12 protein-coding genes are annotated in these 14241 nt (G+C 48.8%); 5 read left to right on the top strand and 7 right to left on the bottom strand.

The annotated features are described in order from the left end of the window. Positions 1 to 136 precede the first annotated feature (136 nt). Positions 137 to 520, top strand: coding sequence for a carbohydrate porin (locus ACLR2L_RS06550; RefSeq protein ID WP_413366722.1), 384 nt, complete (start codon positions 137 to 139; stop codon positions 518 to 520). Between the two features lie 167 nt (positions 521 to 687). On the opposite strand, the gene ACLR2L_RS06545 is transcribed toward ACLR2L_RS06550, so the two are convergent. Both ACLR2L_RS06545 and ACLR2L_RS06540 read right to left on the bottom strand, forming a co-directional pair. Continuing rightward, positions 688 to 1368 (bottom strand): Fe2+-dependent dioxygenase, encoded by a 681-nt coding sequence (locus ACLR2L_RS06545; RefSeq protein WP_413366720.1) that lies wholly within the window; start codon positions 1366 to 1368, stop codon positions 688 to 690. Between the two features lie 20 nt (positions 1369 to 1388). Further along, positions 1389 to 3713, bottom strand: a complete 2325-nt coding sequence (locus ACLR2L_RS06540) for a TonB-dependent receptor (RefSeq protein ID WP_413366718.1) — start codon at positions 3711 to 3713, stop codon at positions 1389 to 1391. Positions 3714 to 3933: 220 nt separating this feature from the next. On the opposite strand from ACLR2L_RS06540, the gene ACLR2L_RS06535 reads away from it, so the two are divergent. Both ACLR2L_RS06535 and ACLR2L_RS06530 read left to right on the top strand, forming a co-directional pair. Further along, positions 3934 to 4377: a DUF2721 domain-containing protein gene (locus ACLR2L_RS06535; protein WP_140957622.1), complete on the top strand. Its 444-nt coding sequence runs from the start codon at positions 3934 to 3936 to the stop codon at positions 4375 to 4377. 21 nt (positions 4378 to 4398) lie between these two features. Beyond that, on the top strand, positions 4399 to 6138 hold the full coding sequence (locus ACLR2L_RS06530) for a GGDEF domain-containing protein (protein ID WP_413366716.1): 1740 nt from the start codon (positions 4399 to 4401) through the stop codon (positions 6136 to 6138). On the opposite strand, the gene ACLR2L_RS06525 is transcribed toward ACLR2L_RS06530, so the two are convergent. From ACLR2L_RS06525 to ACLR2L_RS06515, 3 genes are read right to left on the bottom strand one after another with little or no spacing between them, the layout of a single operon-like run. Continuing rightward, positions 6119 to 6739: a flavin reductase family protein gene (locus tag ACLR2L_RS06525; RefSeq protein WP_413366714.1), complete on the bottom strand. Its 621-nt coding sequence runs from the start codon at positions 6737 to 6739 to the stop codon at positions 6119 to 6121. The two genes, ACLR2L_RS06530 and ACLR2L_RS06525, sit on opposite strands and share 20 nt — an antisense overlap. A 12-nt stretch (positions 6740 to 6751) precedes the next feature. After that, positions 6752 to 7708 carry a hypothetical protein gene (locus ACLR2L_RS06520; protein WP_413366711.1) on the bottom strand — a complete coding sequence of 319 codons (957 nt, stop codon included), beginning with the start codon at positions 7706 to 7708 and terminating at the stop codon, positions 6752 to 6754. Then, positions 7708 to 8724: a purine phosphorylase gene (locus ACLR2L_RS06515; protein WP_413366709.1), complete on the bottom strand. Its 1017-nt coding sequence runs from the start codon at positions 8722 to 8724 to the stop codon at positions 7708 to 7710. The genes ACLR2L_RS06520 and ACLR2L_RS06515 overlap by 1 nt, the downstream gene beginning before the upstream one ends. A gap of 307 nt (positions 8725 to 9031) precedes the next feature. Here ACLR2L_RS06515 and ACLR2L_RS06510 point away from each other — a divergent pair, with 307 nt between their 5' ends. Next, a complete protein-coding gene (locus ACLR2L_RS06510; RefSeq protein WP_140957630.1) occupies positions 9032 to 9478 on the top strand; it encodes an Hsp20 family protein in 447 nt (148 codons plus the stop codon). A gap of 137 nt (positions 9479 to 9615) precedes the next feature. Here ACLR2L_RS06510 and ACLR2L_RS06505 read toward each other — a convergent pair whose 3' ends face one another. Further along, positions 9616 to 11799 (bottom strand): prolyl oligopeptidase family serine peptidase, encoded by a 2184-nt coding sequence (locus ACLR2L_RS06505; protein WP_413366707.1) that lies wholly within the window; start codon positions 11797 to 11799, stop codon positions 9616 to 9618. Between the two features lie 349 nt (positions 11800 to 12148). Between ACLR2L_RS06505 and ACLR2L_RS06500 the strand changes: the two genes are divergently transcribed. Then, on the top strand, positions 12149 to 13147 hold the full coding sequence (locus tag ACLR2L_RS06500) for a proline iminopeptidase-family hydrolase (RefSeq protein WP_413366705.1): 999 nt from the start codon (positions 12149 to 12151) through the stop codon (positions 13145 to 13147). A 194-nt stretch (positions 13148 to 13341) separates the two neighbouring features. On the opposite strand, the gene ACLR2L_RS06495 is transcribed toward ACLR2L_RS06500, so the two are convergent. Beyond that, complete coding sequence (locus ACLR2L_RS06495; protein ID WP_140957635.1) at positions 13342 to 14211, bottom strand: LysR substrate-binding domain-containing protein; 870 nt, start codon at positions 14209 to 14211, stop codon at positions 13342 to 13344. Between the last annotated feature and the right edge of the window lie 30 nt (positions 14212 to 14241).

Here is a 14241-nt window from a genome sequence, read left to right as displayed (position 1 = left end):
TGATTCCGGTGTACTTGAACACCGATTCCGGAAATTAGCCCAAAACTGTACTAAATAAATCCGGAATCAGTGTTCAAATAATTCCAGAATAAGTGTTCAAGTGTTTCCGGAATCGCTGTTCAGATCCGGCCGGAATATGCAATTAGTCAGTAATCAATATCAACTTAATGATTCTGCAGCAAAACTGAACAGCTTTGTTCGGTTTGGAGTCACCGACTCCCACGTTAACGCGCTAGGTAGTTATTGGGGGCTGGGTGTTACACTGAGTGAATTTAGCTCACGGCGTCCCGATGATCAGCTTGGAATTGCCATCGCCAATGCCCGTACCAGCACCTACGGACAAATTTATGATGGTTTGTCCGCCACCAGTGAAACCAACATTGAGATGACCTACCAAGCCACAATTGGCGAACAAATTATCCTGCAGCCTGATATTCAGTACATCATCAATCCAGGCAATTTAAAACAACGAGAAAATGCCCTGGTATTCGGACTACGCGCACAGTTTACATTTTTGTAAAATGCCCCTGATACCCAAATAGTTTGCAGGCTGTTACTTGTACTGCAGGCCTTGTTTATTTTTTGTCTACTATCAACGAATCCTTTCAGTGAACCTTGCCACTTTGTCCGTTTATGGTCATCACTAGTTGGTAGCTGTCGTTATTACTCTCGCATAACAGCAAACCACTACACAGACGCAAACTGACGAATCAGGTTGTGATACACGTTGTGAAGGTTATCGAGTTCTTCGCGGTCGGTTTGTTGTTTCGCGATCAGCATTTGAATGGTTTGGTCAAGGTCGAACAGGGTTTTGCGCAGGCTGATATCCGCTACCATGCTTTGCATCCAGGTGATAGCCGCCAGGCGCTCGCCTTTGGTTACTGCGGTAACTTTATGCAGGCTGCTCGACGGATACACTACAGCAGAACCGGCAGGCAATTTCACTTTTTGCTCGCCAAATTCGGTGGCAACCACCAGTTCACCGCCCTCGTATTCGTCGGGATCACTGAAGAACAAGGTCATTGACACGTCACTACGCAGTACATCAGGCGAATTAGGGATCCGCATTACTGCAGCATCAACGTGAAAGCCGTAGGTTTCTGATTGCTGATAACGGTTGAATACCGGAGGGAAAATGCGCTGCGGCAGCGCCGCAGACACGAGTTTAGGTGTGCTGCCGATACGGGCAAGCACTTCATTGCTGAGTTGCTTTACCCGTTTGTCGGTAGGATCGGCCTGGTTGTTTTGCTTTACGCTGGCAGCCATACCCATGGCGGTAGACTTGCCATCCTGCCAGGGAAGCTCTTTGAGCACCTGCCGGTACAAAGCCACTTCCTCAGCAGATAACATATTTTCAATAACAACCATGCCGTTTTTACTCCGTTCGCTTAGAACTCGTAGTTTATGGTGGCGCGGAAGTTACGTCCATCGCCTAAGTACATAAACGAGCCTGAACGGTATGCGGCAGTCCAGTATTCTTCGTCAAACGCGTTGCCAATGTTCACACGCACAGTCAGCTTTTCGTTTACGTAGTAGTTGGCAAACAAGTTAACCACTGCATAAGACGGTACTACGATGCTGTACTGGCCTGCATCGGCATCATAGCCCGCTGCAGTATCTGGCTGGCCGCCGTACATTTCGCTTTGGTAGCTGTAGTCACCACCAAAGGCGAACGTTTCGTTCGGCTGATAGCGAAGTTGCACGTAATAGCTGCGATCGGCAAAGTTACTCAGCGCCAGACCCACGTTGCTCTCAGAGTATGATTCCAGTACTTTTGAACTCATTAACGACGCAGATGCCTGTACACTCAAGCCTTCAATAATGTCGCCACTCAAGCCAAATTCTGCACCTTGTACGCGGTTCTTACCGGTATTCAGGGTGCCCAGTGTGGAGTAGCTGTCGCCCACACTTTCCATTACGTCGCCTTTGGTCATGCGGAAAATAGCCGCCGTTGCCATTAACTGCTCGTCGAATACCATCCACTTGGTACCCAGTTCGATGTTTTCAACGGTTTCAGGATCCGCTTCGGCTGCCTGAGTAGGATCACCACACAAACCACCGTAGCCGCAGTTTGCGCCTAAGTCTGATTCGCCACCGTTAATATTGGTTGCGGTGCTATAGGTGGCATACAGGTTGCCGTTTTCAGCAACTTCATACACTACGCCAAGGTGGCCGTTGTACATGCTATCAGAGAATTGATACAGCAGGTCGCCACTGCGGCTGGTGGTATCATTTGAATAATCAAAGCTATCCTGACGAATACCGAAAAATACATCCACGTTTTCAGCCACTTTAACGGTATCCATGATGTATACCGATACGGTTTCGATGTCGAACAGTGCGTCAGTGCTGTCTTTAGTGAAGCTGCGGTTCATTAAACCGCCCACATTCGCTACTGCATTACCGTCACCGTCGAGCGCACAGTAACCCTGTGATACACCTCCGCGGCCGCTCACCATACAGTTACCCTCGTTGCCGTAGGCAATGGAGTACACACCGTTATCTACTGATTCGTCGGTATATTCCAAACCAAATACCAGCTGATGAGTCTGACCCAGCACAACCGGATTCACAAACAGGTTAAATTGCGTGGTGAAGTAATCTACTTCCTGCCAGCCCTGGTGAGTACTCAGCGTTATGGTTGCCGCACCGGGTGCCACGGGATCAGATGCGTCGCGATTGGTGCCGCGTGCACCGGTAGTAATATAACCGTTCTCGGTTTTGCCGGTACGCGTCGCATTGTAAAGACGCACTTCGTCTGTGATCCAATAGTTGGTTCTTAACGTGAAGGTATTTACTTCTGATTCCAGGAAGTCTTCGTCCTGGGCATAAACCACGATGTCGCGAATTGGCTGACGGGCATCGCGATCGAAGTAGCTGCCTAAATCCGGGCGATCTTTGGCATCGAGGTAGTATACGTCGGCAATGAACGATAATGCGTCAGTGGCTTCGTACACACCAGACAGTTGCAAACCATCACGCTCACGCTCAATGCGATCACGACCTGGTTTGGTTTCGTCGGCAGTTAACGCATTAATACGCACGGCTGCATTGTCGGTGAGGGTAGCGTTATAGTCGGCGGTTACACGGAAATAATCGTCAGAACCCGCACTCAAATCTACCCGTCCAAAGTTATACGATGTAGAGGCTTTTTTAGTAATGCTGTTTACCGCACCACCTGATGAACCGCGGCCAGCGAAGGTTGAGCTTGGGCCTTTAGTAATTTCTACACGTTCCGTAGCAAAGCTCTCGCGGGTAGTCATACCCGGGTCGCGCAAACCGTCGACAAACACGTCACTGCGCGCTTCGTGGCCACGAATAATATAACGGTCGCCAAACGCGTTGCCGTTTTCACCGGTACCCAGTGTTACACCCGATTGAGCCGCAAGAATTTCCTGCAGATCCGTTTTACCTGATTCCTGAATTTGATCCTGGGTTAATACGCTGATGGTTTGCGGAGTGTCTACCAGATCAGCAAGACGACGAGGATCACCTGATTTATTCACGCGATAAATTGAATGGCGAATGCCGTGAATTTTAATCAGCTCAATGGCTTCATCAGAACTTTGTGCCGCACATTCTGCAGAAGAAGTGTTGTCACAGGTTTCATTTTCCTGTGCATACACAGCAGAACTTCCGATAGCCAACGCGGCAGCAATAGAGGTAGCGCCCAGAGACAGTGCCAGTCCCTGTGGGTGTTTTTTATGTGTCATTGTATGTTCCTTGTGTCCGATTTTGCGCGCAGAGTATAAATGTAAACATACGTAAATTGAACATAAATGAGAATCATTTTTATTTGATCTCGCAATATCAGTTATGATTAAAAGCAATATCTTACTTCAATAGGCTATAAGATACTGATTCTGCTATTGAATCACGCTACACTATTGCCATAATTCCACTGTTTTATTAACTACGGCCAGCCTGAAAACCATGGAAACACTGATTCCTTCTCTGTCTACCCTAATAGAAATTGCCGTTGCACCCGTGTTTTTACTGGCTGGTATTGCCGGCTTCCTTAACGTGATGTCCGGGCGATTGGGCCGAATCACCGATAGGGTTCGCGCGGCAGAAAAAGACATTGTTAAACTGACCGCTGAGCAGGAAAGCAGCCGGCTCAAAACCGAGATTATTTTGTTGTGGCGCAGGGTAAGATTAATTAACTGGGCAATTGGATTTTGTACCGCGTCGGCTTTTATGGTGTGCAGCGTGATCATGAGTTTATTTGCCGGGGAATTGTGGCAAATCAAATTAAATCTGCTGGTGATCACGTTGTTTATTTTAGCCATGCTACTATTGATTTGCGCGCTGTTATTGTTTTTATTAGAAGTGAAGCTGGCAACGGCAACGATTCGGGTGATCAGAACCATCCGATAATTTACTAAAAAGGAAAGTAAGGTGTTGGTGAATGCGGTAATAACATCGTGTTTGTGTGTAGTTACCCTATTGTTCAGTGCGGGGTTGTCTGCGCAAACCCGCTGCGAGCATGCCCTGCCGCTGTCGGAAATTACCGTAAACCGGGCGATTAATGAGCACGATATACCGTTGCTGCAAGAAAGTATTAGCGCTCGCGCCTGTGATGACCCGGCCAACACCACACCTTCCCAACTAAATGACGCCATTGACATTTATTTGTACCTTCAGGATTTCTCCCGCCCGGATCCGGTAGCATCTGCAGAACGTTTACTCAGTCAGCTTTCACTCAACCAAAATCTCGACCAGTTGGCACTTTACACACAACTGCTTGCGCAATACTCGCTGCACACCGACGACGTAAAACAAGCGCTGGCGCTCACACACCTGCTTACCAGCGAAATTCTGCCCAACATGTCTGGCGAATCCCTGGCTTTTGCGCAAATTGCGGTGGCCGATATTCATGCCAAAATTGGCTTTTTCCAGTCTGTGCGTGATTTGCTCACGCCCTTGTTAAATCATTCGGTACCAGCCATTGCCATTCAGTCGGCCATCAATCTTTGGCATGCTCCGCGTGATGAAACGCAGCTATCCGATGTACTCAGCGTGCTACGCAGCAATACTGTGCAATCTGTTAGCCTACCATTACAGGCGAGGGTTGCTCTGGTGTTAGGTAAACAGGCAGAAGAAGACAATCAACCCCAGTTGGCTGCGGCTTACTTTACTCAGGCACAAAATTTGGCGAAACAGGTTGGACAAACAACGTTGCAAACAGCGGTGTGGCTGTACCAGGCCCAACATGGTTCAGACAATAGCAGCGAAGCCGCGATCCAGCAGTTAAACGCGTTGCCAGAAGGGATGCTCTCCAGCGCTGATAAACTCAGCTTAACCACCATGAATGCCAATCGCGCACAAGCGCGTAACGACTGGCAGGCATCGACTGGCTATTATGAGAAAGCACAAACGCTAAACCAGGTTGTTACCCGCAACAAAGCACTGGCGCGGGAATATGCCAGTTTTCAATTAATCGAGCAGGCCAAAGCCCTGGAAGCGGCACGCCAGGAGTCTGAATTACAAAGTTTGAAAGTAGAAAAGCAATCACAGCAACAGCTCATCTATTTATTGGCTTTAGTATGCTCGTTGTTGTGCCTGGCAATGGTGATTTTACTGTTTGTGCGCAAGTACAAAGACGCCAAGCGCTTTGAGCATCTGGCTAACACCGATGGACTCACTCAGGTTTTAAACCGCCGGGCAGTGCAGGATTATGCCGGGCAGGTTCGCAAAGAGTTTCTGCATAACAATAAGCCATTCGTGCTGGCACTGGCCGATATTGACCATTTTAAATCGGTAAACGATACCTATGGCCATGACGCCGGGGATATTGTACTGACTACCTTTGCAGAACGGGCCAAATTGCTGATCCGTCAGCATGATGCAGTGGGACGTTGGGGCGGCGAAGAATGGTTGTTTGTGTTACCCGCCACAGAAATATCAGCCGTTCAGGGGCTGTTTGAACGCTTGCGCAAAGCGGTTGCCGAAGTCGATATTGGCACGCAAACTCTCAATATTACCTTCAGCATGGGCGCTGTGCAGGCCAACAGGCAAACAGAAGTAATAACCCTGATCAATCAGGCTGACGAGTTATTATATAAAGCCAAGCGCAACGGCCGGGATCAGCTGTGTGTCCCCAACGGGCAGGCAGACACTACGCCGGACGTCCCATAAAAAAGCCGTTATCAGCGCTAATGGTAAAGTAATCACCCGGTCCACCCGCGCGCATGATGGGCTGCGCGTCTACCAGTTGGAAAACGCCTTCGTTTAAATAGGTATGAGCAATGTGAACTGCCACCACCTGCCCGAACACCACCCAGGTATCCAACGGCTGTTTTTCGGTATTGTTGAGCTGTACTATCTGCGTTAACCGGCACTCCATCGACACCGGACTGGCAGCCACGAAGGGCACATTAACCTGTGTTGGTGAACCAGCATCAAGTCCTGCCAATTCAAACTCACTCACGTCGGCACTTACTGGCTGACTGGTACGGTTCATCGCGTCGGCCAGCGGCTTTGTGGCCATGCTCCAGCAGAATTCACCGGTATCTTCTATGTTTTTCACGCTGTCTTTGTAGCCAACGCTGGCAAAACCTATAATCGGCGGCGTGTTATTGAAGGCATTGAAAAAACTGTAAGGCGCCAGGTTCATAACACCATCTAGGCTCTTAGATGCTATCCAACCAATAGGACGCGGTGCAATGATAGCTTTAAACGGGTCATGGGGAAGACCATGTCCATTCTCTACAAGATAAGAATAAAATTGCTCAGACATACGTATTTCCTGTTAATAAACCCAACCGTCGAGGCAATTGGTTGGCTCGCCTAATTCATTAATCTCTACAATGAAGTCTTCAATGAAATCAGCTTGTTCAGGGTTGGTTTCCTTGGCTTTTTGAAGCCAGAACAGGGCATCGGGTTTATTTCCCTGACACCCCTGGTAGTTACCGTACCAGCGCTGCGCTTCAAATAATCCCGCTTCGGCGGCTTGCTTGTACATTATTACACTGGCTTTTCTATCAGTGTGCGCTTTACCTTGAGCCAATGCGTAAAGATTATCGGCACTTGGCTCCTGCTGATAGGCAAATTCGAACAGCTCTACCGCTTTCTCGTGGTTAATCCCAATGGTAGGTAAAAATACCAGCTGTGCATAATGGTAGCCGCCAGTGTTTAAGGCTTTTGCAAGTCCAATGATTTCGGCAGCGCTTAATGTTTTATACGCCAATACTTTTGAACGAAAATGAGCCAGTGCTTCCTGCTCACTCACTCCGCGAGCGTGTAATCCCATAATAGTGGGCAATGCAGTGAGCGCCTCTATGGCGGGACCAACCAGATTTTGTTGCATCCCCGAAAACCATTGCTGAACACCGTTTTGTTCACATTCGCCAATGTCTCTAAGCGTGTTGTTCAAAACGTCTGCTACCATGGCGTTAGCCTGCTCGGGATCGCCGAATTGTTGCTGCCATTGCTGAAAGGTCATGCCCGTATGCATACGCAGATGATAGTCGATAGACGAATCTTGTTGAGAGGTAAAGTTCAGCGCCAAATGGCAGTGCTCAGACATGCGCTCAAACAAGGACTCAGTGAGAGCCAGGCGCCCAACTAACGTGGCATAGTTGCGCGCAAGCTCCTGTTTTCGCGGCTCGGCATAGGCTACCGCTGATAATGCCAAACCAACCAAGAGTACGACAATGACAGTGTCTTTGAGTAAAGCAACCGCCCGCTGTCGACATCGAATCACCATTACTCAGCCTTTGCCAATTCATCCATTACGGCAAACAGCACGTTAGCGCCTACGCGAGACACTTCTTTGTCGTAGATATGCTCCACATTCACACCTTCCTGGCCACCGGCCAAATCGCTGATTGCACGAATAATTACCCAGTCCACGTCGTTTACCGTGCATACCTGACCAATCGCTGCTGATTCCATCTCAGTGACTTCCGCCTCAAATACATCGCGGGTCCACTTGCGGTATTCACGGTTGTCCATAAATACCGAGCCGGTAACACCATTTCCGCCAACATGTAATTTGGCTTCGCGCTGGTCCAGAATCATTTGCGCGGGCATGGCATTCATTGCCTTTTCTGCCGCCGATAGCAGCCGGTTACTGGCAGAAAAATAAGCGGTATCAACCGGTTTTTCCATACCCTCTTTAATGATCAGCACTTCGTCGGGATGAATAAACGCAAACGGTTTGTAGTTGGGGTAGTGAGGGTCGGCAGCTTTGCGCGCAGGTTGTTCCTGCATAAACTTCGCGTAGTACTCAGGCAATACCGACTGGCCGGGATTAGCCGGATCCGGATTCGCATACACGCTTTCATCGTGATAATACCAACGCGCTGGCACAATCACGTCGCCCGGTTGCCAGGCGGGATTCACTGCGCCCGCAATGCCCATATATACCACTTGCTTCACCGGGAAATAGTCTAATGCCATTTGCATGGTCATCGACGCATTCGCAATACTCATGCCTGTGGCAAACACTAAAATAGGCTGGTCGTGATATTTACCCAAGCGATACTTCACACCTTTGTAAGTAACCGTAGAGGTAATACTGGCATTTGGATCGGCTTCAATACGCCCCAGAATCCCCTCCATCTCAGGCGCATAGGCAACCACTACCGCAGTAAAGCCTTCATTGTGCTGCGCAAATTGAGGGCCAAAGGCGGGTGGTGGCGTTGTTTGACATGCCGATATCACAAGTATCATTACGCCAAGCCATAGCACGCGTAAAGGACGGGAAGTTACTGCTACCATAAAAATCTCTTTTTTAATGTGTAAAATGCGGGAATGTGAATACGATTACTGCCTGCGTTCGTATTTCCGTGATACGGCTTAGTTCCGCGGCCAACAGACGCTAGCTTATCAGGTAATTTGTTGGCATGTGAATGTGTGTTACTCGCGGCTATTGTTACGCTTATCGAAAAAAAATTAATTTTTTTACTTGAAAAGCGATTGGGCGGTCACATATATGAGTTGTCGGTGCTTAACAGTAAGGCCGAAATAACCGCCGCCGAATTCGGGGCATCACTTTTTACATATTGCTTTATACAAGGATATGACTATGCGTACTATCGATCTATCTCCACTTTACCGTTCTTTTATTGGTTCAGACCACCTTGCATCATTAGTTGATGCTGCCAGCCGCGCTGAAAAGCAAAGCACCTACCCGCCTTACAACATTGAATTACTGGCGGAAGACAAATACCGAATTACTATGGCCATTGCCGGTTTTAGTAAAGATGACATCAACATTGTGGTGGAACATAACACCCTGGTGATCAACAGTACTAAAACAGTTGATGCCAAAGACGCTCAGGAACGTAAATTCCTGCATAAAGGCATATCTGAGCGCAACTTTGAACGCAAGTTCCAGTTGGGCGACCACGTAAAAGTACTCAGTGCAGATTTGGAAAATGGCTTACTGCATGTCGATCTGGAAAGAGTGATCCCGGAAGCGAAGAAGCCTCGTAAAATTGAAATAGGCAGCCGGTTATTCGAAAACGAATAAGTTGTAGCTCCCTGGTTTCCATGTGTTTCTCTCATTGAACGGCGCTTAACGCGCCGTTTTTTTTATATCTGACGTTCATCGCCCAGACGCTAAGTAAATATCAACGCCTGGGCTGGCTTGTGTCTTTTTTCCCTAACTTATTCGGTCATTAACTTTTCAGTCAGATAAGTAAACTCTAACGCTACGCGTCTGGCCGTTTCCTGCTGGTTTGCCGCCGCAGAGTGCCCGCCATCGATATTCTCGTAATACAGGAATGGTTTACCGGCGGCTTCAAACAGTTTTGCCATTTTGCGTGCATGCCCTGGATGTACACGGTCGTCTTTGGTAGAGGTAACAAAGAAGGGCTCCGGGTAGTCTGTTGCTGCGTGGAAGTTGTGATAAGGCGACATTGCTTCTAACCACTCGCGCTCTTCAGGCACATCAGGAGAACCATATTCCCCTACCCAACTCGCGCCAGCCAGCAGTAAGTGATAACGCAGCATATCCAGCAATGGCACCTGCACAATTACCGCGTTCCACAAATCGGGGCGCTGAGTAAGCATTACGCCCATCAGTAAACCGCCGTTAGAGCCGCCCTGAATCCCCAGATGTTCAGGTGAGGTGAGTTTGTGGTCGATTAGCCATTCACCTACTGCAATAAAGTCATCATAAATCACCTGACGATGGGTTTTCAGACCGGCCTGATGCCACTTAGGCCCAAATTCACCGCCACCACGAATATTGGCAAGCACAAAGGCACCGCCGCGTTCCAGCCAGAGTTTACCGCGCAAGCCGTTATAGCTTGGGCGCATCGACACCTGAAATCCGCCATAACCGTAGAGCAAGGTAGGAGTATTTCCGTCGTGTTTGATACCCTTTTTATGAATAACAAAGAACGGGATAAGCGTGCCATCTTTAGACGCAACCTGTTTTTGTTCAACCACTAAATCATCGGTATCAAACCAGCTGGGCAAACTTTTCAGCGTACTGACCTTGCCAGTAGACGCTGAGTAGCTCATCAGCGAATCTGGTGTTAAGAAGCCTTCGTAGTTCACAAACACGGTATCTTCATCAGGATCGGCAAACGACACTGACAGCGTGCCATTGGCGGGCAGGTCGAGCTTTGTTGATACCCATCCTGATTTGCCTTTGGTGATCGCAAACACGTTACCCACCACATTATCGCTTAGGGTCATCAGGATTTGCCCTTTGGTCATGGTAACGTCTTCAATAGCCTGACGGTCATTGGGCTCAAACACTACCTCTGGTATTGTCGCCTGCGTAATACTGCTACTCACAACAAACGGCATGGCTAACAAACTGCCCGATTTAAACAGGATGTCAGTACCGTCTACTGATACTGTCCAGTCCTGTTTCACAGTAAAGAACAGCTGTTCTTCATATAAACCAACCAGGTCGGATTGTTCTGGCAACGGGAGCTTAACAACGTCTGCGCCGGAGAACAGGTAGTACTCTCGGGTAAAAAACGTAGGGGCTACCACTACGCCTTCAACTTTGCTGCCGTCTGCTTTATCGAGGGTAAATGGGAATGCACCTACATCGGTCTTGCTCGCTGTAAACAGCGTATCGGCCTGTTCCAGCGGCGTGCCGCGTTTCCAGCGTTTCACTACCGACGGATAACCCGATTCGGTAAGCGTTGAGCCATCGCCATCCCAGTTTGTAGTAACCAACAAGGTATTGTAATCAACCCACTCTGCACCGGATTTGGCTTCTGGCAACGTAAATCCATCGCTTAAAAACTGCTTTGCGGACAAATCAAATTCGCGCACGGTAACAGCGTCTTTTCCACCGTCAGACAAACTCACCAGGCATTTGTAATTGGCAATGTCTTTGGCAGTGTAGCAATCTGCACCTTTGTAAACCCAGTTTTTGTTTTCCAGTGTGGCCAGGGCGTCAAAATCGACGATAGTGTCCCAATCCGGTTGGTCAGTAGCGTAGCTTTCAAGTGAGGTTTTGCGCCACAGGCCGCGCACGTTGGTTGCGTCCTGCCAAAAGTTATATACCTCTCCGTTGCGGATACTGCCGTAGGGAATACGTTCAGATGAGTTAACTATATCAAGGGCCTGCGCTTCCAGACCTGCGTACACCGGGTTAGCCTGCAATTGCGCAAGCGTACGGTTATTCTGGCCTTTTACCCAGCCAAGTGCCTGCTCACCTTCTACCTCTTCAAGCCAAAGGTACGGATCCTCGGCGAGTACTTTCTTTGCCGGTTCTGCCGCCACGTCCGCAGGTTGAATAGTGACACTGGAGTCCGGTGAACTGCACCCTAATAAGCCCAGCAGGACAATCGATGCTATCGATGACTTCCTGAAAAAATCCATTGTGTTTCTCCTTTTTGTGCGTTTCTGTGAACACATCCTGTTTATAAACAAGTGTTAACAAGCCACCTGTGAGTGCTATCGTTAAGCGAATTGGTATTATAGTTAGCCGTTGAAAAGCATACTACGTAAATCCCGTGATGCACTTGTTTTGGCCAAATAAGCCGATCATTTAGCCAATCAGCCTGTAAAGGCTGGGTTGCACCAGATCAGATTATTGCCTGTTGGTTTGCCGATCGGATCACCGACTGGTTTACCGATCGGTTCGCCGATCGGATCGCCAACTGGTGTCGTGATCTGAACATGCTTATACTGCTATGCCATTTACTGCCGTATTCCTAAGGTTCATCCCATGCACACATCGATACGCCATTGTTTCAGCCGTTATTTGTTCTTACTTCTTGCAGGGTGCATAGCGTTTAGCACTCACGCAAATACACCCGCCTTTGCCAAACCCGAAAAAGAACTCATGGTGCCGGTTGAAGGCGGAAAAGTGTATGTAAGGCTTAATGGCCTGGCACACCAACATGCGGTGCCGGTGATCTTTATTCACGGTGGACCAGGCGGCACGCACAATGGCTTTGCTGGCATGACTGAACTGGCCAACGAGCGCATGGTGATCATGTACGACCAACTCGACAGCGGCAAGTCTGAACAACCCAATGACCCGGCCAACTGGCGCGTTGAACGCTTTGTAAATGCCATCGACACCATTCGCAAACATCTGGGTATCAATAAGTGGCATGTTGTAGGACATAGCTGGGGCTCAGCGCTGGCGCTTGAATACACCGCAAAATATCCTCAACATACGGCTTCTACCGTACTGGGAGGCACGTTTATCTCTACCCCACATTGGATAATGGACGCCAATTTGCTGGTTAAAGCTGCACCTCAATCGGTACAGGACACATTACGCCAGTGTGAATCTGCCACGCCACCTGCAGGTGACGAATGCAACGCCGCTTATACCAAGCTCTATTCGGCCTATTACACGCCGGGTGAGGCTAGCAAGGCCAGACAGGATTATTACGAAAACGTTGGGGGTAATGGATTTAATCCGGTGATCTACAACGCCATGTGGGGGCCAAGTGAGTTTTCCTCAACCGGCGTATTAAAGCACTATGATGCCACCCATTTACTGGCTCAAATAGACCCGCTGAAAACCTTGTTTATGATTGGTCAGTACGATTCGGCGCGCATCGACACCGTGCAGGATTATATTGCCCTTACCCCCGGCGCAGAACTGGCCGTAGTGCCCGGCGGCGCGCACGGTTTTTACAAAGACAGACCACTGATCACACTGGCAATTTTGCGAAGCTGGCTGGAAAGACACGACCCGACCTCAAAATAATCCAGATGTGATAGCACTGTTTTTCAGGCAAAAAAAAGCAGGCTAGTGGATGAGAGCCTGCTAAAGAGTCCTAGTAGAGTTAAGAGGCTTCTATTAAGAACTACGTACAGGCTCAATGTAACTTAGCCTACCCTTATTTGCAAATGATAATTATTATTATTTGCAAATAAGGGTAGAGTGATGTTGAAGTATCGCTATTTTAACGCTTCTACCAGCGCATCAATTACCAGTCGCACTTTGGGCGAAAGATGCCGACTGGAAGGATAAATAGCCCATATCCCTTCATCGGCAATCTGAAATGACGGCATGACTTCTACCAGTTCACCCGACGCCAGATAGGGCGACACGTAATAATCGGGCAATTGCACTATACCCAGACCTTTTAAGGCGGCGTCTACAACCGCTACACCACTATTGCAGCGCATACGCGCTTTTACACGCACTAACTCGGTCTTTCCCTGTCGGGCTATCTTCCAGTTATCTGATGTTCCCAGAATACACTGGTGCTGTGGCAATTCAGATATGCTGTGAGGCGTACCATACTTCGCCAGATAGCCTGGCGATGCAGCCATGTGCCAGGCCCGGCTGCTCAGCCTTCGCGCTATATAAGACGAATCTTCCAACGAGCCCAAACGGATCGCCAGGTCGTATCCTTCATGAATTAAATCAACCAATTGATTGGTTAAGTTCAGGTGTATTTCCAATTCTGGATGCGCAGCTGCAATATCATTGATAACAGGCGCAATGATGCGCTCGCCATAAGTAACCGGTGCGGTCATCACTAATTTACCCGACGGTTTTGCCTGCAGGTCTGTGATTACGCGCTCAGCCGCATTTAACTCTTCCAGAATCGGCTGGCAGTGCCGGTAAAACGTCTCGCCGGTATCGGTAAGTGCTACCACACGCGTGGTGCGATTCAGTAATTTACTGCCCAATCTGTTTTCGAGCTTAACCACCTGACGCGACACCTGCGCCGTAGATAGCCCTAATCGTTTTGCCGCGCCAGAAAAGCTTTGCAGCTCAGCCACAGCAACAAATTCATTTATGCCTTCCCAGTTTGCCATGCCAGCATTATTACCAAACAGTAAAAGTGA

Origin of the sequence: Alteromonas sp. AMM-1, from assembly GCF_047290655.1 — a bacterium.
Taxonomy (GTDB): Bacteria; Pseudomonadota; Gammaproteobacteria; order Enterobacterales; family Alteromonadaceae; genus Alteromonas; species Alteromonas mangrovi.
This window is presented reverse-complemented; position numbering and strand designations above follow the sequence as displayed.

Coding starts and splice junctions, on each gene's coding strand:
- ACLR2L_RS06505 (WP_413366707.1), bottom strand. CDS start 11,799: ATGGATTTTTTCAGGAAGTCATCGATAGCATCGATTGTCCTGCTGGGC.
- ACLR2L_RS06525 (WP_413366714.1), bottom strand. CDS start 6,739: ATGTCTGAGCAATTTTATTCTTATCTTGTAGAGAATGGACATGGTCTT.
- ACLR2L_RS06520 (WP_413366711.1), bottom strand. CDS start 7,708: ATGGTGATTCGATGTCGACAGCGGGCGGTTGCTTTACTCAAAGACACT.
- ACLR2L_RS06535 (WP_140957622.1), top strand. CDS start 3,934: ATGGAAACACTGATTCCTTCTCTGTCTACCCTAATAGAAATTGCCGTT.
- ACLR2L_RS06495 (WP_140957635.1), bottom strand. CDS start 14,211: ATGGCAAACTGGGAAGGCATAAATGAATTTGTTGCTGTGGCTGAGCTG.
- ACLR2L_RS06540 (WP_413366718.1), bottom strand. CDS start 3,713: ATGACACATAAAAAACACCCACAGGGACTGGCACTGTCTCTGGGCGCT.
- ACLR2L_RS06515 (WP_413366709.1), bottom strand. CDS start 8,724: ATGGTAGCAGTAACTTCCCGTCCTTTACGCGTGCTATGGCTTGGCGTA.
- ACLR2L_RS06510 (WP_140957630.1), top strand. CDS start 9,032: ATGCGTACTATCGATCTATCTCCACTTTACCGTTCTTTTATTGGTTCA.
- ACLR2L_RS06500 (WP_413366705.1), top strand. CDS start 12,149: ATGCACACATCGATACGCCATTGTTTCAGCCGTTATTTGTTCTTACTT.
- ACLR2L_RS06545 (WP_413366720.1), bottom strand. CDS start 1,368: ATGGTTGTTATTGAAAATATGTTATCTGCTGAGGAAGTGGCTTTGTAC.
- ACLR2L_RS06550 (WP_413366722.1), top strand. CDS start 137: ATGCAATTAGTCAGTAATCAATATCAACTTAATGATTCTGCAGCAAAA.